The sequence below is a fragment of the Xanthomarina sp. F2636L genome, from assembly GCF_026410195.1.
Taxonomy (GTDB): domain Bacteria; phylum Bacteroidota; class Bacteroidia; order Flavobacteriales; family Flavobacteriaceae; genus Xanthomarina.
On record NZ_JAPMLM010000054.1, the window covers coordinates 99,434 to 116,726 of the forward strand.

The 17,293-nt window shown below is 32.0% G+C and carries 16 protein-coding genes; 15 read left to right on the plus strand and 1 reads right to left on the minus strand.

Going from position 1 to position 17,293, the window contains the following annotated elements; genetic code table 11:
• Nucleotides 1–19: 19 nt before the first annotated feature.
• The 9 genes from OS191_RS00765 to OS191_RS00805 all read left to right on the plus strand — a co-directional run bounded on the left by OS191_RS00765 (nucleotide 20) and on the right by OS191_RS00805 (nucleotide 10,129).
• Nucleotides 20–871, plus strand: a complete 852-nt coding sequence (locus OS191_RS00765) for an FkbM family methyltransferase (RefSeq protein WP_267153799.1) — start codon at nucleotides 20–22, stop codon at nucleotides 869–871.
• A gap of 210 nt (nucleotides 872–1,081) precedes the next feature.
• The gene (locus OS191_RS00770; protein WP_267153800.1) at nucleotides 1,082–2,053 is read left to right on the plus strand and encodes a glycosyltransferase family 2 protein; all 972 of its coding nucleotides are present in this window, start codon (nucleotides 1,082–1,084) and stop codon (nucleotides 2,051–2,053) included.
• 64 nt (nucleotides 2,054–2,117) lie between these two features.
• A complete protein-coding gene (locus OS191_RS00775; RefSeq protein WP_267153801.1) occupies nucleotides 2,118–3,110 on the plus strand; it encodes a hypothetical protein in 993 nt (330 codons plus the stop codon).
• Nucleotides 3,111–3,153: 43 nt separating this feature from the next.
• Nucleotides 3,154–3,936, plus strand: coding sequence for a class I SAM-dependent methyltransferase (locus OS191_RS00780; protein WP_267153802.1), 783 nt, complete (start codon nucleotides 3,154–3,156; stop codon nucleotides 3,934–3,936).
• 16 nt (nucleotides 3,937–3,952) lie between these two features.
• Nucleotides 3,953–5,146, plus strand: coding sequence for a glycosyltransferase family 4 protein (locus tag OS191_RS00785; protein WP_267153803.1), 1,194 nt, complete (start codon nucleotides 3,953–3,955; stop codon nucleotides 5,144–5,146).
• Between the two features lie 285 nt (nucleotides 5,147–5,431).
• On the plus strand, nucleotides 5,432–6,811 hold the full coding sequence (locus tag OS191_RS00790) for an asparagine synthase-related protein (protein WP_267153804.1): 1,380 nt from the start codon (nucleotides 5,432–5,434) through the stop codon (nucleotides 6,809–6,811).
• Nucleotides 6,812–6,820: 9 nt separating this feature from the next.
• Nucleotides 6,821–7,837 (plus strand): glycosyltransferase family 2 protein, encoded by a 1,017-nt coding sequence (locus tag OS191_RS00795; RefSeq protein ID WP_267153805.1) that lies wholly within the window; start codon nucleotides 6,821–6,823, stop codon nucleotides 7,835–7,837.
• Nucleotides 7,838–7,891: 54 nt separating this feature from the next.
• Complete coding sequence (locus tag OS191_RS00800; protein WP_267153806.1) at nucleotides 7,892–8,977, plus strand: glycosyltransferase; 1,086 nt, start codon at nucleotides 7,892–7,894, stop codon at nucleotides 8,975–8,977.
• A gap of 240 nt (nucleotides 8,978–9,217) precedes the next feature.
• The gene (locus OS191_RS00805; protein WP_267153807.1) at nucleotides 9,218–10,129 is read left to right on the plus strand and encodes a hypothetical protein; all 912 of its coding nucleotides are present in this window, start codon (nucleotides 9,218–9,220) and stop codon (nucleotides 10,127–10,129) included.
• A gap of 38 nt (nucleotides 10,130–10,167) precedes the next feature.
• On the opposite strand, the gene OS191_RS00810 is transcribed toward OS191_RS00805, so the two are convergent.
• Nucleotides 10,168–11,238 (minus strand): hypothetical protein, encoded by a 1,071-nt coding sequence (locus OS191_RS00810; RefSeq protein WP_267153808.1) that lies wholly within the window; start codon nucleotides 11,236–11,238, stop codon nucleotides 10,168–10,170.
• A 240-nt stretch (nucleotides 11,239–11,478) separates the two neighbouring features.
• Here OS191_RS00810 and OS191_RS00815 point away from each other — a divergent pair, with 240 nt between their 5' ends.
• From OS191_RS00815 to OS191_RS00840, 6 genes are all read left to right on the plus strand, one after another.
• A complete protein-coding gene (locus OS191_RS00815) occupies nucleotides 11,479–12,057 on the plus strand; it encodes a glycosyltransferase (RefSeq protein ID WP_267153809.1) in 579 nt (192 codons plus the stop codon).
• Complete coding sequence (locus OS191_RS00820; protein WP_267153810.1) at nucleotides 12,050–13,252, plus strand: glycosyltransferase family 4 protein; 1,203 nt, start codon at nucleotides 12,050–12,052, stop codon at nucleotides 13,250–13,252. The genes OS191_RS00815 and OS191_RS00820 overlap by 8 nt, the downstream gene beginning before the upstream one ends.
• A gap of 247 nt (nucleotides 13,253–13,499) precedes the next feature.
• Nucleotides 13,500–14,237, plus strand: a complete 738-nt coding sequence (locus OS191_RS00825) for a class I SAM-dependent methyltransferase (RefSeq protein ID WP_267153811.1) — start codon at nucleotides 13,500–13,502, stop codon at nucleotides 14,235–14,237.
• A 3-nt stretch (nucleotides 14,238–14,240) separates the two neighbouring features.
• Entirely contained in the window at nucleotides 14,241–14,849 is a 609-nt protein-coding gene (locus OS191_RS00830) for a sulfotransferase family protein (RefSeq protein ID WP_267153812.1), read from the plus strand.
• 11 nt (nucleotides 14,850–14,860) lie between these two features.
• The gene (locus OS191_RS00835) at nucleotides 14,861–15,919 is read left to right on the plus strand and encodes a glycosyltransferase family 4 protein (RefSeq protein WP_267153813.1); all 1,059 of its coding nucleotides are present in this window, start codon (nucleotides 14,861–14,863) and stop codon (nucleotides 15,917–15,919) included.
• Nucleotides 15,920–15,928: 9 nt separating this feature from the next.
• The gene (locus OS191_RS00840) at nucleotides 15,929–17,272 is read left to right on the plus strand and encodes a glycosyltransferase family 2 protein (protein ID WP_267153814.1); all 1,344 of its coding nucleotides are present in this window, start codon (nucleotides 15,929–15,931) and stop codon (nucleotides 17,270–17,272) included.
• The last annotated feature ends 21 nt before the right edge of the window (nucleotides 17,273–17,293 follow it).

Here is a 17,293-nt window from a genome sequence, read left to right on the forward strand (position 1 = left end):
ATAATCTTTGTTTATAATTATGAAAAAACTAATTAAAAAAATAGTACGACGTATAGGGGTTTGGGATCCTGTTCAAAAATGGTATTCTAAAGGCCTCTTTTTACCTTATGCCAAACGCCAGACATGGGCGTTGCATATTTCAGGAACCCATGTCGTATATGATACCTCAGACGCTTATTCCAGGCATTGGTTTTATCCGCGGTATGGCGGGAAACGTTTGCACGAACCCATAGCCACTAAAATTTTTACGGATTATATTCAACCGCAAGATGTGGTTTTGGATATTGGCGCGCATTTAGGGTATTTTACATGTTTAGCCGCTGCATTAGCACCACATGGCCAAGTCTATGCTTTTGATACCGATTTAAAATCGTGCCAGCTCATTGAAAAAAATGCTAAAAAAAACGCCCTCCAAAATATACACATTTGTCATGCTGCTGTTTCCGACCAAGCTGGTGTTATAAAAATTAAAAACTTAAAAGATCCTAATCCCGGTTTGGTTATTAATTCTGGTGTACATGCCAATAGTATTGAAGTACCGTGTATGCGCATTGATGATTTTATAGACGCAGAGCAACTCAAACCCAATTTTATTAAAATTGATATTGAAGGCGCTGAAGCTTTAGCGCTTTCTGGGATGGAAAAGACGCTCCAAATAGAAAATTTGACGCTCTTGGTTGAAATACATGTAAATCATTTAAAAAAATATTTTAATACAGATTATAAAGAGATTATAGAATTATTGTTGAAAAATAATTTTAAAATAGAAAATATAGATCATCGTTTGCAAGGCAGTACGTTTGAAACGGTTCATGCCAATACCCTTTTAGTAGGTAATACCATGTTGTTATGTACAAAAAACGCTCCTTAAATTTCTTTTAAACATATAGAATTTATTTATGCTTTTTAACTCGTTAGACTTTATTTAAAACCTTATAAACTTGGATGGACGACTTTAAAATTGATTTGAATTCGTAATTTGATTGAGAAATAGTTGAATCTATTTTGTTTTGAGAGACTTGTGTGGATATTCTAAATTAAAGTTTAAATATTTTCTTACTATTGTAACCAATAACCTAATTTGAGCTTGATACAACCACATATTTCCATTATAATTCCTACCTATAACCGGGCGCATTGTATAGGCGTGGCCTTACAATCTGTATTGGACCAAAGCTATGTGCATTGGGAATGTTTGATTGTAGATGATGGCTCAACAGATGCTAGTAAAGCTGTTATAAACAGTTGGGTGAATAAAGATTCTAGGTTTCAGTATCACACTAGAACGCGTTTGCCCAAAGGTGCGCCTACCTGTAGAAATATAGGGTTAGCGATGGCACAAGGTAGCTATGTTATTTTTTTAGATTCTGATGATTATTTGTTACCCCATTGTTTAGAGCAACGGGTAGCCGAAATAGAAAAAAATCCCGGTTATGATTTTTTGGTGTTTCCTATGGCTATTGTTAGAACCGGTGTTATCCGTAAGCAAGAGATTCCGGTATGTGAAGATTATTTAATTCCGTTTTTATCAGCAAACCTACTTTGGCAAACTATGTGTCCTATTTGGAAAACGTCTTTCTTAAAGACTTTAAACGGATTTACGGAGGGCTATCCTAGATTTAATGATCCTGAATTAATGATTAGAGCATTACTGACAGTTGTTAATTCCGATTTTAAAGTATTTGCTGATTTTGAGTATGATACCGTTCATATTCGAGAGACTAACTTGGATGTAAAATTTATAAATAAAGTGTACAACAGTTTATTATTGTTTATTCCCGATATAACTATGGCTTTGAAGCAAAGCCATAAAATAAATTACAAGAAATATCTGGCAGGCTATTTACACCTCTGGTTTAGATATATTTTTACGCCTACAAAAAGTAAAAACCCGAAACAATCTGTTCAACTTTTAGTCTTATTTTATAGGCAAGATATTATTTCATTTCGTAAAATGTTCAATCTGATGCTGCGATTATTTATTTATGTTAGTACGAGTTTGCTTATGAAACAACCCATTAATAAATTGAATTATAAATACTTATATTTATGATTTTGCAATTCGATTTCAATGTTTTAATGCAGATTGCAGAAAGACTAAATTTAAAACCTTTTAAATGATTAACTGTAAATTATTTTATATTAAAAGTCCTCATTTATCTCAAATTTATGACGGGTTTGAAAAACTACAAAGAAAGGGACTCATAAATTTAGTTTATGAAAATAGTAAAGGGGATGTTGGCTACCCTTTACTTAAAGTTCTAATTAATGAAAAAACGACTCTTGTATACGACTTATTGGACACTAATAAAATTGATGAAGCTTATTTAAAAAGTTTAAAAACTGATTATTACTTTAAAAGAAGCTTTCCGTTAAATATGATAGGTGGTACCGAGTACGAAGGCGCTAAAATTTTTCCATTAGGCTTTAACTACCCTATCTCAAAAGAAGGCAAATATAAGTATGTAAAACAAGTTCTAAATGACTTTGGTTTAGTTAAAGGAGAAATTAGAAAAAACACCTATCCAAGTGAAATTTTTGAAGCATTTCCCACTAGGAATAAGGTGAATAAAGTATTGTTTTATTGTAATTTATGGAATCCATATATTGATATTAGTGATAAAAGTAAAATGGATCGACAGGAAATTAATGAAAACAGAATAGCAATTATTCAGACTTTAAAAAAGGAATTTGGAACTTTTTTTAAGGGAGGGTTAATTTCAACAAAATTCTCTTTAAAAACCTGTAAGGAATTAGTAGTTCCAAGGAGTTTAACGAATAAAAATAACTATTTAAAAGAAATTAAATCTTCTAATATTTGTATTAGTACAACAGGCTTGCATGGTTCTGTAGGGTGGAATTTTGGTGAGTATATGGCTGCTTCAAGAGCTATCATAACGATGCCTTTAAATTCTAAATTTCCAGGAAACCTAGTTGAAAATGGAAATTATTTGGTTTTTAATAATCAAGATGAGCTTGTCCAAAAGGTAGAGTTTTTATTAAATAATAGCGATGCTCAACAATCTATGATGATTAAAAACTTTAGATATTATAATAATTATTTGAAACCAGAAAATCTGGTGCTTAATACGCTTTTGGAAGTCTTATAACAAATTAAATTTAATTTGACATTTTTATCAAAATTTAAACTCAATGAAAACCAAATATAAACATACAGAAGTTATTCATAATCTGGAATCACCTAAAGAGATAGTTCCTATTGTAATGGATTTAATTAAACCTAAAAGTGTAGTAGATATTGGCTGTGGTTTAGGAACTTTTTTATACTGTTTTAAACTAGAGGGTGTTAAAAAAGTATTGGGAATTGATGGGCCATGGATAAATAAGGAATTATTAAATAAGTATTTGTCTGATAATGAGTTCCAGATTAAAGATTTAGAAAAAAGTTTTACTTTAGAAGATAAATATGATTTAGTAATAAGTTTAGAAGTTGCTGAACATATATCAGAAGAAGCGTCAGAGATTTTTGTTATGAATTTAATATCGTCAGGAAAAACGATACTTTTTAGTGCAGCAACTCCATTTCAAGGCGGGCAAAATCATATAAACGAACAATGGCCTACTTATTGGGAAAAGAAGTTTCTCAAACATGGTTATATTATGCATGACATCATTAGGCCATTAATTTGGGATAATACTAAAATATTTACATGGTACAAGCAAAATACTTTTATAATAACCCCAGAAAATCATCAATTTAATTTTAATCAACCAGTTAATTCGATTAAGAATATTGTTCATTATGATTTATTTATTGATAGACATAATATGCTAAATCGTACTATACTTGAAAAAAATGAAAGATTAAAAATGATTGAAAGTGGTCAGTTAAAAAGTATTTCTTATTTAAAATACTTTTTAAAATCTATCATAGGTCAAAATAAAATTAATTATATAAAAGGTTGTCTTAAATAATACCTATTATTATTCAATGAAACCAATCCAAATCTGCTATTTCACAAGAGAATACGCTCATAAACGCATGGGTAGTACGGGGGGTATTGGTGTATTTGTAAAACAGCTAACCACCGAATTGAAAACACATGATTTTCAAATTACTGTATTTTCTTTTGGGAATGAGGCTGTTAGCTTTGATGATGGCGGTGTGCGCGTTGTAAAAATAAAAGACTTGAGTCATTTTAATGCACAGGTTAGAAGGGTTTTACAAAAGTACCAGGTACCGGGTTACCATAAACTGAAATTGTTTTTGGCCTTTTTAAACCGGGTGTATATTTCTTTATATTTATCGGTTTTTGTTTTTAAACATAGGTTTGATATGGTGGAGTTTCATGACTATGGTGGTGATGCACCTTATTTTTTGGGGCGCTTAAAAAAAGTTATTCGCTGTCATGGAAGTGCAGTTGCTTTACATCAATTCATGGGTTATGGTAAACGCCAGACCGATACGGTTTTTGAATACCAAATGTTTAAGCGTTTTAAAAAACATGTAATTGCCGTTTCTGATTATTCGGCCCAGATGGCGCAAGAAGCGTTTCAGCTTAAAGTCCGACCGCAAACTATTTATAATGGGGTGGTTTTGGATCGCTCTGTAATTCAGTCGTCGTATTTACATGCCCCAACCATCCCTTTTTCTGTTTTTTATTTTGGCTCTTTGCGAGAGCGCAAAGGAATTGATATAGCTTGTGAAACTTTTAATAAGGTGGTTATTGATTTTCCAAATGCCCAATTTCATATTATGGGTGCTAATAATAATGATTATTGGAATAATAAAGTGGTGCATGTATTATCAGAGGTAGCATTAGCGCAAACCAGGTATCATGGCATGGTGCCAAACGCGGAAATTGTGCCCTATTTACAGCAGGCACATGTGGTTTTATTTCCGTCTTATGGTGAAAATTTTTCAGTAGCACTATTGGAAGTTATGGCGTTGAAGAAATTGGTTATTTGTTCTGACATTCCCGCCTTTGCAGAGATTATTAAGCATGGTGAAAATGGCTTAATAGCTAATTCTAATTTAGATTATCCCAATCTGATAAAAAGCATTTTTGAAAATGATATAGATATAGAAAAAATATCTAGTAATGCTGTTGATACAATAAAAAATAACTTTGAGATGCAGATCATTATAAATCAGAATATAAATTATTATAAATCTTTATTATAATCTAACTAGCCTAATAGACTTACTACTTGATATTGCTTGATGTCATTTATATTCATGAATTATAAAAATAATTTTTTTTATACCATCTAATCTTATTTAATAATTTTCATCCTCACTTTTATTATAGAATTTGTGCTTTACATCTATAAAAGAGAAACTTAAATTCTCTTATATAAATGTCATTTATTTCCTAAATGTATTCGTATTAAAAGGATTAAAGTAAAAAGATTTTTTTGCATTCTTAATCACTCACTCTTTTTGTTATATTAGCTGATAATTATCATTATGACTATAACAACACCTATTATACCAAGCAAACTAACATTTGCTAAAAAAACTAATAAACCCCATGAGCTAGATTTAGAAGCTATTTGCGTGTTTGTTGCTACTGGTTTTTTTATGGGAGACGATACCTATTGGAAAGATCAGGTTTGTTTAAAGCCTGGCCATACGCATAACCTTAACGAAGCAGGTGAACTCATAAAAAGCACCCCTTATTTTACTTGGCACTATACACCTAAAGACATTTCTTTTGAAGGGGCTTTAAAGGAATATATACATTTACTAAAGACTATTACTAAAGAGCAAGTGGGCGATAAGCCAGTTATCTTGGCGCTTTCTGGGGGTCTAGACAGTAGAAGTCAGGCCCTTATTTTAAAAGATTTTGATAATCCGGTACATGGCTACAGTTATGCTTTTGATGGTGGGTATCCAGAGCATAAAATTAGTGAACAAATTGCAAAAGTTTGTCATTTTACCTTTGATGGTTTTAAAATCCCGGAGGGCTATTTATGGAATTGTATCGATGAGTTAGCCGATATTAATGGTTGTTATTCGGAATTTACCCACCCAAGACAAATGGCTATTTTACCAGAATTAAAAGCCATGGAAGGGGTTTTTTCTCTAGGACATTGGGGCGATGTGCTGTTTGATAGAGGTGCACCTGAAGGAACTACAGAAAAAGATATCATTCCCTTGCTTTTTAAAAAGATGGTGAAGCCGAAAGGTGTGGAGCTTGCCGAAAAATTATGGCAGCACTGGAATTTGGAAGACGACTTTAAAAGTTATTTAATAACCCGCATTGAAACAGATTTAGCTGAAATAAAAATTGGCAATATTAGTGCCAAAGTACGTGCCTACAAAACGAGTCAATGGGCACACCGTTGGACCACCACAAACTTGTCTGTGTTTGAGGAAGCGCATCCTATAACACTACCGTTTTATGACAATAGAATGTGTGAGTTTATCTGCAGCATACCAGAAGCCTATTTAGCAGATAGACGTTTGCAACTTGCCCATTTAAAACAACATAAAAAGTTAGCAAATATTACTTGGCATGCCCAAAGACCTTATACTATTAATAATTACCAATATAATAAAGCACCATATAATCTTCCTTTTCGTATTATGAATAAACTGCAAAGAGAAGCAAAGACGCTACTAGGAAAAAAATATGTGCAACGTAATTGGGAATTACAGTTTATAGGTACTGCAAATGAAGAAGCATTAAAAAGCAGGATTTTTAATGCAGACTTTAATAGTTTTATACCTAAATACATGGTAGAAGATATATATAATCAGTTTAAAACAAACGACCCTATTAATTATGCACATGCTGTAAGTATGCTCTTAACCTTGTCTTTATGGCACCAAAAATATCATTAAAACTTAGACATGAAATTATCTATTCTTATTCCCGTTTTTAATGGAGAACCTTTTATAAGAAAGTCCTATCAATCTATTTTAAATCAAAACCTACAAGCTATAGATTATGAGATTGTTTATATTAATAATAACTCTACAGACCAAACGGTTGCTATAATTAAAGAATTAATGACCCAAGACCCAAGGGTTAAAATATATCACCAAACTAATCAGGGGGAGGCTTATGCAAGAAATATGGGTATTGAGAAAGCAATGGGTACATATATATACCAATTAGATGTAGACGATGAAATATACTCTGGTGCACTTAAACGCCTCATATATGTGTTAGATACCCATCCTGAAATTGAAGCCGTTTTTGGGAAAACACTGAAGTCTAATCATACGATTGCCAATACCGTAAAACCAACAGATGAAACGCATGAGGTTCTTTTAAAAAAACCGCCATATTGGGGTATTCATTGGCTTAAAAGTTTGAGTAAAGTTGCAGGGGTGCCTTGTTTTCTTTATAGAAAAGAAGTTTTTAAAAAAGTAGGTAAATACCACGAAGAATTGAAAGTTGGAACCGATACAGGCTTTGATGTTCGTTTAGGGATGACCTGCAACTTAGCATTTATTGATACCTATATTTTTTTATATTATATTCACCCCAACTCTGTCATGAGTCAAGTGAAGAAAAAGAACGAAATGATATTTCATACCTGGAAACGTTTTGTTAAAGATCATTTAGTTTTTTATTTAAGTCATGAGGTGCCTTTTGAATTTAAAAAAAGATTATTCAGACAATTATTTGCCATGATGGGGAAGCAAATTGTCTATTCGGAAGATTTTAATACTAGGAAAGCTATAAAGAAACAGCTAATTCAAGAAATAAAACCTGTTAGGGTTCCTTGGTTTTTAAAAACATATCTTACTATCTTAGTTTACCTGCCGTTTAAACCATTTTTAAAATTTTATGTTTATTATTTATCGCGTTGGTATGTAGATAGAAATTTAAATACTGGTTTTATATATAACAACATATAAAATAATTTGATTCATTGTATTTAGGATCTTCGATTATAAAAACATTAAAAATTTATGAATAAAGAACGTATAAAGGTTTTATATACTATATCTAATTTTAATACAGCAGGAAGTGGTAAAGTGGTTTACGATTTAGTGCGTGGTCTTGACACATCAAAGTTTGATGTAGAGATAGCTTGTGAGGATAACAAGGGGGCTTTTTTTAAAACAGTAGAGGCATTAGGCCGGCCTATCCATATATTTACAACTAAAACACCTTATAAACCCTATTATAATTTATTATTTCGAGTTTGGAAAACCTCTAAATTTTATAAAAAAAACAAGTATGATGTTATTCATTCTTGGCAATGGAGCAGCGATTGGACCGAAGCTTTAGCGGCACGGTTAGTTGGTGTGAAATGGTTATACACTAAAAAGGCTATGGGTTTTCATAATAAACACTGGCATATAAAAAGCTATTTAGCCCATTTTATAATTACCATTAATGACCAAATGAAAGATTATTTTCCAAATAAAAAACAACAAGCTTTAATTCCTTTGGGTGTAGATACTAATTATTATAATCCTGAAAATTTTAAAAATAGTAGACAGGTAGATAGCTTGGACTTTAATATAATTACAGTTGCTAATTTGGCACCTGTAAAAGAAATTCAACTTTTAATAAAGGCTATACATCAACTAAATAATTCAACAATAAAACTGACTATTGTCGGTGATTGTAATAATGAATATGGACGAGAAATGATAAGTTTAAAAGAGGAGTTAGCTCTTGATAATCAAGTTTGTTTTTTAGGTAAACATTTAGATGTTAGACCTTATATAGCAAAGTCTGATTTATTTGTGATAACCAGTAAGCAAGAGGGGATGCCTATGGCGCTAGTGGAAGCTATGAGTATGGGTATTCCCGTTATTGGTTCAAACGTACCAGGTGTAAATTACGTATTAAAAGATTTTAAAAACCTGTTATTTAAAGCAGGAGAGGTGGATGCTATAGCTACAAAAATTAAAGAAGTAAGAGCTTTAGAGGAAAAAACACGTATAAAGTTGGGTGAAGATTTACGTCAATATTGTGTGGATTATTTTGGCATGGATACTTTTATTAAAGCCCATGAAAATCTTTATACAGATTTAGTAAAGTAGTTCTATTATAGGGCTATTGAGCAGCTTAAAGGGAGAATACATGTAACCTTAGGCATATTAATTTTTTTATTTGGTTGCATGATGAGCATCCAACTCTTAATCTCTATTCTAAAAGTTCCATTGTTGATAAACAAAAAACTAAACTTATATTTACCTCGGAAGACATAGATTGAATTGATATTATATTGAATATTTTTGATACACAACTATTTTTAAGAACCTATACAAAGGCAAGGACTTATGATTCATTTTATATATAACTACTTTTTAACAAGACAACCCACAAAAAAAAGTAATAAATTAAACCTTTGGATACAGTGGCAGGTTTATAAATTCTTAAAGGTAAATTTGATTAGGTTTTATAAAAATGTATCCAAAGATTCGTTAGGTATTGATGATACTAGCAATATTATTGTGAGCTTAACCTCTTTTCCTGCAAGAATAGATGTGATTTATTTGTCTATAAGAAGCGTGTTAAATCAAACCCAAAGACCAAAAAAAATAGTGCTATGGTTGGGAGAAGAACAGTTTCCGCTAGGTGAAGAAGGTTTACCAAATACCTTATTAGAATTAAAGCCTTTAGGTTTAGAAATTGCCTTTTGTGAAGATATTAAAGCGCACAAAAAGTACTTTTTTGCTTTTCAAAAATATCCAGAGAATTTAATTGTTACTGTTGATGATGATGTGATATACCCTAGAAGTCTTCTGTCTACATTATGGGAAACTCATCTTAAACATCCTAATAGTGTTGTTGCCAATCGCGTTCGCCTTATGGAAACGGAAAACGACCATTTTAAACCGTATAGAGGATGGAAAATTAATGAGGTTGGAGCTATGAATCCGTCTAAAAAAATATTTTCTACTGGGGTTGGAGGCGTGCTATATCAACCTAGCCTTTTTCCTGAAGCCATGTTTGATATAGAAGGAATTCAAAAAGTAAACTGCATGAATGATGACATTTGGTTAAAAGCCAGTCAAATAACAAACAACATACCTGTGGCGTTTACAAATTATTATTTGAAACAATTTATTGAAATACCAGATTCTCAAAAGGAAAGTTTATACGCATTGAATGTTTTTGAAAACGATAATGACAGACAAATTAAAGAAGTATTTGATTACTTTGGAATTACCAAAAAATATTTTGACTGATTCAAACCAAATATCTCACTTTAAATATTAAATGAGATTTACCTTAACCTGGATTTTATTCTTTGAATTATTGAGGGCGTTTTTTTGGTGTTGACATTTTTGTTATTACGTTTAATCATGGTAAAAATGAAATCATTTTGAATGGCAATTAAATTCTTTAGTTGTTCAATCTCAATTTCAAAAATTTCTTTATCCGATTTTATTTTGTATTTATTTTTATCAAACAATAAATTAAAATCATAGTTAGGGAAATAGGTGTTGTGAATTTCTATGTTATCTTTTTCATAAAAACTCATTATTTCATTTGAATAAGAATAAAAAATAACTGGCTTTTCTTTAGAGTAAATTATGTCAGATGAATTAGTTATATTTTTATTTATGAGTTTTTTAATTTCATTGTCTACAGGGCTTTCAAAGACTTTGGAAGTTCGTCTTAAAATATCACTATACCCTGCATGTATACCTTTATTAGCGTCGGACACCAGACTAAAGTCCTTATCTTCGAACCCTAATTTGCTTATGAAATCGGATAATAGATTTTCATTAAATAATGTAATTTTATTTATAAAACCAACTTTTAACGCGTGCTCTCCAAAAATACTTTTAAAACCTTCAATACTTAACTTATAATCAGGTTCTTTTAGCCTATATGAATCTATCATGTATTCTTGAAACGATTTGCCTTGTTTTATTCCCCATTGTTGCCAAGCGGATAAACAATATTCATCTTGCCTCCTAATATAGTATATAACTTCTATATTATTAAAAACAGAACTTATATCTTCAAGTAAATTTTTATCATTATTAAAGCATGAACGACTAGACAATCTTTCATCTGACAAGATGATTGAATTAAGATTTTTTATTTCAGCTTCTTCTTTTAATAGAATTAAATCACGCTTTATATCAATTTTATTTTCTGTAAAAAGGATTTTATGAAAATACATACCAGGTTGAACCCAGTTCTTATCATCCGAATCACTTATTTTCATGAACTGGTTTACAATACCGATTCTTTGATTATTAAACTTGCTTATGTTTGCTTTTAAAAAACTTTGTATTGTACTTGAACCACATTTATTGTGACCTACATGTAAAATCAACTTCATTTGTAAATCATGTTTGAGCTTTTAGGAAGTGAAGATAGTTGAAAACTATTATTTTACAAATTAAGATTTTGTTTAAATTTGATTTATTTAATAATAATATCCAGAATAAATTTTTTAGCATTGATTAATTTTAATAGGATATAATTTATATTATAATTTTAAGCGAGGATATTTTAGTGTAAACTTATTATAGGTACTTTGTGAAAGATTATTACATTTATATTTTTAAACTATAATTTATTGAAAAAATCTCTAATCAAGAAAGGGAATAATGGCTTTCAAATTATTTCTATAGGACAACAACACTGGAAAAAAGGTTATACTTATGCTCTAGATGCTTGTAGGACTCTTAAAGACCAAGATTTTGACTTTCATTACACCCTAATTGGAGGCACCAAGGATATTGAATTGGATTATCATATACATGATTTGCAGCTTACAGATTTGGTAACACTTTTAGAATATCCGCCTAATACACAAGTGCAGACACTTTTACAGAACGCGGACTTACTGCTGTTATCCAGTGTGGCAGACGAAATAACACCTGTTGTTCCTAATGCTATGCTGAAAAACATATTGGTATTAAGTACCGATTGGGTTGGGGTGCAAGATGTGATTTTAGATGGTGAAACTGGTTTTATTGTACCTAAACGAAACTCGGAACGTTTGGCTGAAAAAGTCAAAGAAATTGCTAATTTACCAGAGGCTGAAAAAGACAAGATTCGTAACAAGGCTTTACAAATCGTAAGTAATGCCTATAGTGACACACAAATAGCTGCTGACCTGTTTGATTTTTGCCAAGGTTTAAAAAATGATTAAAGCGCAAACACATACCGTAACTGTTGGATTGGTGCTTTCTACGGTGCCCGGATATTCCGAGACTTTTTTCAGAAATAAAATAAAAGGCCTTCAGAATGCTGGATTTGAGGTGGTGCTGTTTGTTGATTATACTCAAAAAACGGATGTCGATTTTCCTTGCCGCATTGTTGCCAGTCCCCAATTTGTCGGGCCTAGGATAAATAAAGTGTTTACGGTTTTAGGGGTGCTTTTTAAAGCCCTTTTTTTACAGCCTAAACGCAGCTTTGCCTTATATCAGTTGGATAAAAAAGACGGAATTATTTTTAAAAACAGATTTAGAAATATTATTCTTAATCAATTTTTGTTGGGAGAAACTTTGGATTGGTTGCATTTTGGTTACGGTAAGTTAGCACATGGTCGCGAAAATGTAGCTGAAGCTATTGGTGCAAAAATGGCTGTTAGTTTTAGAGGTTTTGATTTGTATTTATCTCCTTTAAAGCATCCAGGATGCTACGATTTATTATTTAAAAAAGAGGTGCGTTACCACGTATTGTCACATGGCATGAAGCAAAGGCTAAAAGATAATCTAATTTCAGATCAAAAAATTCATGTAATTACACCTGCTATAAATACAGCTTTTTTTAGCCATCAAAAACCTATTGCCACAATGGACGATAATGTTATTAATATTGTTACCATTGCTCGTTTACATTGGATCAAGGGATTAGAGTATACTTTAGAAGCCTTGGCTAAAGTGAAACAAAAACAAATCAAATTTAAATATACCATCATTGGGGATGGAGAAGAAAAGGAGCGTTTGGTTTATGCAACCCATGAATTAGGAATTGCTGAAGACGTATTTTTTCCTGGGAAATTATCACACAATAAGGTGAAAGAGATATTAAAAACGACTAGTATTTATTTGCAATATAGTATTCAAGAGGGATTTTGTAACGCTGTTTTGGAGGCCCAAGCTATGGGTTTACTTTGTATAGTATCTGACGCCGAAGGTTTAAAAGAAAATGTTTTAGATACGCAAACAGGTTGGGTGGTTCCTAAAAGACAACCAGAAGTTTTGGCTAGAAAAATAATCGAAGTATCTAAGATGTCGAAAAGTGAACAACAGGAGATAACAACGCAGGCCGTTTCTCGAGTAAATAAATTATTTAATTTGGAGCGCCAAAACCTATTGTTTAGAGAGTTTTATGAATGTTAAGTAGGGTTTAACAGTGGTAACTTTTTTCAAAACTTAAGAAATATGTGACAGTCTTCTGTTTTATAGTCAATTTTAATATTTAAGCAACTACTTAGGTTTTTTATAATTTTGATTGCAAATGTATATTTTTGAGATTCCTATAGACTTAATTGCTATTTAAGTTTTATAATTGTAATATGATTAGTTACGGCACGTGTTAAGGGCATGGACTTGTAACCCGAACAGTTAAGAATTTTATTTTAAATATATGACGCATTACGAGTGGTTTCGATGGATTACTTTTCCTATAATGCCAGCACATTTGCAAACCGTACGACGAGATATTAGAAAGCTCATTAATACCAGAGGGAAAAAAGAAGGTGTTTTATCCATTTTGGACGTAGGTGGAAGGAAGTCTCCTTACACAATAGGACTTAAAACTGACATTACTCTTTTAGATGTACCACAAGAAGAAGGAACTCGGGAAGCTTTAAATCTAGGGTTTACAAAGGATATTTTATCAACTATTCAACAAAAGCGTTCCAACATAAAAGATTTAATAATTCAAGACATGACTAATTCCACCTTGAATGATAACTCTTATGATGCTGTGGTTTGTATTGAAGTTATAGAGCATGTGTTTGAAGATGCACTATTTGTTGAGAATATTTCTAAGGTTATCAATAAAGGTGGCTGGGCCTATTTTACAACACCCAATGGAGACTATATAAAAAATGAAGGAGCCGATAAAAATCCTGACCATATTAGACACTATACAAAAGTGCAGTTACAAACATTATTAGAAAAGTATTTTGATAGAGTAGATGTGCATTATGGTGTAAAGACTGGAAAATATAGAGTACAAGGTTTAAAAAGTTATAGCCTTAAAAACCCAATACGAACTTTACTATCTATTTTTTCAAATATTATCAACAATTTTCAGTCAAAAGGAGTCGAAAATAATTCTCAAAAAACAGCACATTTAATTGCGATTGGGTATAAATAAAAAATGAAACAAAAAGTATTTATTTTAGGTTTTCAAAAAACAGGAACCACCTCTTTAGAACACGCTTTGCAAAATTTAGGCTATCGTGTTTATGGTGGAGACAAGAATTTAATGAAGTTTACTAATAGTGAAGACTTAAAAGCGTATATTAAAGAAACTTTAGTCAATTGGGATGCCGTACAAGATATGCCCTGGCCTTTATTCTATAGAGAGTTATTTGAGTTGTACCCAGACGCTAAATATATTTTAACTATTAGAGATACGGATAAATGGATACGAAGTGTGGTGACTTATTTTGCGAGTATTAGAATACCATTACATAAAAAAATATATGGAGTACCTTGTGCCGAAGGGTTTGAAAATAGATATATAGAATTGTATGAACAAAGCAATAAAGAAATTTTAGATTTTTTTAAAAATAAGCCAAACTTTTTAGTTATGGAGATGGGTAAGAATTTTAATTTTAAAACTCTTTGTGAGTTTTTAGAAATTTTAGAAGTGCCAGATGAAGATTTTCCTCATGCTAGAAATAACAAAAAACGAAAATTACCTAATTATAAACTATATCGAGATTTAAGATCGATGTACTGGAATTTAAAAAAGAAATATTAAACACGAAACGTTTGAAAATCCTCTTATTTCACACCTATAATCAAGGGTATCTTTCTAGTTTCTTTCATGAAATGGCTATAAGGCTAAATCAAGAAGGACATGAGGTTGTGACTTTTTCGTGGAAAGCATCAGTAAGTGAACAAAAAATAGATAATATAAAAATAATTATTAAAAAGAAACAAGGCTATATAACTAATTATCTTAATGTATTTAAGGTAATTAAAAAAGAAAAACCAGATGTCATTCTATCTAACTTTAGTTATGTAAATCCTGCTTTACTATTTGGTAAACTATTTCATGTTCAAAAAAATATTGTTTGGTTTCACTCTCTAAATGAACAAACAGGGGCTACTCCAGCTAATATTTTTACTAAACATCTTTTTTTAAAGATGGCAGATGTCATTATAGCTAATTCGCATCATACAAAAAATGAATTACATTCCGTGTTCCAAGTATTAGAATCTAAGATTAAAACCATCCCATTTTGGTCTCATATTTATAATCAAGAAGATAAACTGAAAAAAACGGGTAATCAATCTCATTTACTTAAAATAGGATGTCCTGGAAGATTGGTAAAGCACAAGAATCAAATAGTTGTTTTAGAGGCTTTAGCTCATTTTGAAAACAAAAATTTTCAATTGCATATCGCTGGTAATGGTCCGGATAAAGAAAATCTTCAGCAACAAGCAAAACAGTTAGGCATTGTTAATCAGATTCTGTTTCGAGGACATTTATCTGCTAAAGAGATGATGCAGTTCTACAAAGATATGGATGTTGTTGTTTTACCAAGTTTGGCAGAGGCTTTTGGCTTGGTCTTTATAGAAGCAATATCCATGGGGACTCCCGTGATTGTGTCGTCTAAATTTGGTGCCTTAACATTTATTGATAATAAAGAATTGTTAGAAGAAATAACATTTGATCCACTTTCTATGGAATCCTTAATTGAGCGACTAAAACCCTATTTCGATACGAATGACTTACCTTCATCTTATTTTAAAAATTTATATTTAGAAAACTTTGACAAAGATTTAATTTATGAACGCTTGAAAAACATCATTCTGAACGATTAAATACATGCTATGCCATTTAGTTTTTTAACATATCTACAACCCACCCATTATTTTCGCTTAGTTATAAACACAGGAAAGACGGTCTTTCCTATTGCAAAAGAATTACCAGATAGGATTTTAGAGCAACTCATGGTAGATACAGACTACAAGTCGAAGGAGGCTCAGGATTATGATCTGTCTTGGCAGGCTGTGCAACAAGGCTATATAGGGGCTGCTGAAACCTATAGTAGCTTTAAAAAGCTTCCCATTAAAGACGAATACCATTTTATTAGAAAACAATTTCATCCGGCCTGGGTGTTTTATGTGTTATTCATGCGTTTGGTGACCTTTCATAACCCGATACAAGAAATTCAAGGCTGGTTGTCAACCACGCATATCAAAAAGCAAGCGAATGATTTAACGCCCATAGCTTACCCGAAATGGGACGCCTATCCTTCTGAACTAATTGCACAAAAACCTCTGGTAACTGTGGTGATTCCCACCTTAAATCGCTATACCTATTTAAGGAATGTCCTAAAAGATTTTGAAAAACAGGAGTATCCCCATTTTGAAATCCTTGTGGTTGATCAATCGGAACCCTTTCAACCTGAGTTTTATAAAGAATTTAATTTAAACCTTCGTGTGATTCGTCAGGAAGAAAAAGCCTTATGGCTGGCACGAAATACAGCTATTAAAGAAGCCAAAGGGACTTTAATAGCCTTATCAGAAGACGATGTACGTATTCAACCCGATTGGTTATCTACCCATCTAAAATGTTTAGATTTTTTTGATGCGCAGGTGTCTGCAGGCGTCTTTTACCCCGAAGGACAAAGCATCCCAAAAGACCGGTCATTTTTTGCTTTGGGGTCTCAATTTGCTACAGGAAACGCCATGCTTTATAAAGATGTTTTTAAGCAGGTAGGCTTGTTCGATAGACAGTTTGAAAAACAACGTATGGGCGATGGGGAATTTGGATTGCGCGTGTATTTAGAAGGAATGAAATCGGTGTCTAATCCGTTTGCCTCCTGTATAGATGTCAAGGCAGGCACAGGAGGCTTGCGAGAGATGGGGTCCTGGGATGCTTTTAGACCTTCTACATTTTTTGCACCTAGACCCATTCCAAGTGTTCTGTATTATTTTAGAACCTATTATGGCAAGGCAGCAGCCCGATGGGCCTTATGGCGCACCATTCCCATCTCTATCTTGCCTTATCAGTTTAAAAAAAATAAACCCATGTTGCTGCTTGGTGTATTCCTGAGTATCTTGCTGACGCCAGTAATCCTGTTTCAGGTGTTTAAGAGTTGGAGATTGGCTGGTAAAAAATTAAAGCAAGGCCCATTAATTGAAAAGTTAGAAGTGAGAGGTGAGAAGTGAAAAGTGAATAGTGAAAAGTGA

Excerpts from the sequence above, each read along its gene's own strand:
- OS191_RS00800 (WP_267153806.1), top strand. The coding sequence starts at position 7,892 with ATGAATAAAGAACGTATAAAGGTTTTATATACTATATCTAATTTTAAT.
- OS191_RS00825 (WP_267153811.1), top strand. The coding sequence starts at position 13,500 with ATGACGCATTACGAGTGGTTTCGATGGATTACTTTTCCTATAATGCCA.
- OS191_RS00830 (WP_267153812.1), top strand. The coding sequence starts at position 14,241 with ATGAAACAAAAAGTATTTATTTTAGGTTTTCAAAAAACAGGAACCACC.
- OS191_RS00790 (WP_267153804.1), top strand. The coding sequence starts at position 5,432 with ATGACTATAACAACACCTATTATACCAAGCAAACTAACATTTGCTAAA.
- OS191_RS00775 (WP_267153801.1), top strand. The coding sequence starts at position 2,118 with ATGATTAACTGTAAATTATTTTATATTAAAAGTCCTCATTTATCTCAA.
- OS191_RS00805 (WP_267153807.1), top strand. The coding sequence starts at position 9,218 with ATGATTCATTTTATATATAACTACTTTTTAACAAGACAACCCACAAAA.
- OS191_RS00810 (WP_267153808.1), bottom strand. The coding sequence starts at position 11,238 with ATGAAGTTGATTTTACATGTAGGTCACAATAAATGTGGTTCAAGTACA.
- OS191_RS00780 (WP_267153802.1), top strand. The coding sequence starts at position 3,154 with ATGAAAACCAAATATAAACATACAGAAGTTATTCATAATCTGGAATCA.
- OS191_RS00785 (WP_267153803.1), top strand. The coding sequence starts at position 3,953 with ATGAAACCAATCCAAATCTGCTATTTCACAAGAGAATACGCTCATAAA.
- OS191_RS00840 (WP_267153814.1), top strand. The coding sequence starts at position 15,929 with ATGCCATTTAGTTTTTTAACATATCTACAACCCACCCATTATTTTCGC.
- OS191_RS00820 (WP_267153810.1), top strand. The coding sequence starts at position 12,050 with ATGATTAAAGCGCAAACACATACCGTAACTGTTGGATTGGTGCTTTCT.
- OS191_RS00765 (WP_267153799.1), top strand. The coding sequence starts at position 20 with ATGAAAAAACTAATTAAAAAAATAGTACGACGTATAGGGGTTTGGGAT.
- OS191_RS00795 (WP_267153805.1), top strand. The coding sequence starts at position 6,821 with ATGAAATTATCTATTCTTATTCCCGTTTTTAATGGAGAACCTTTTATA.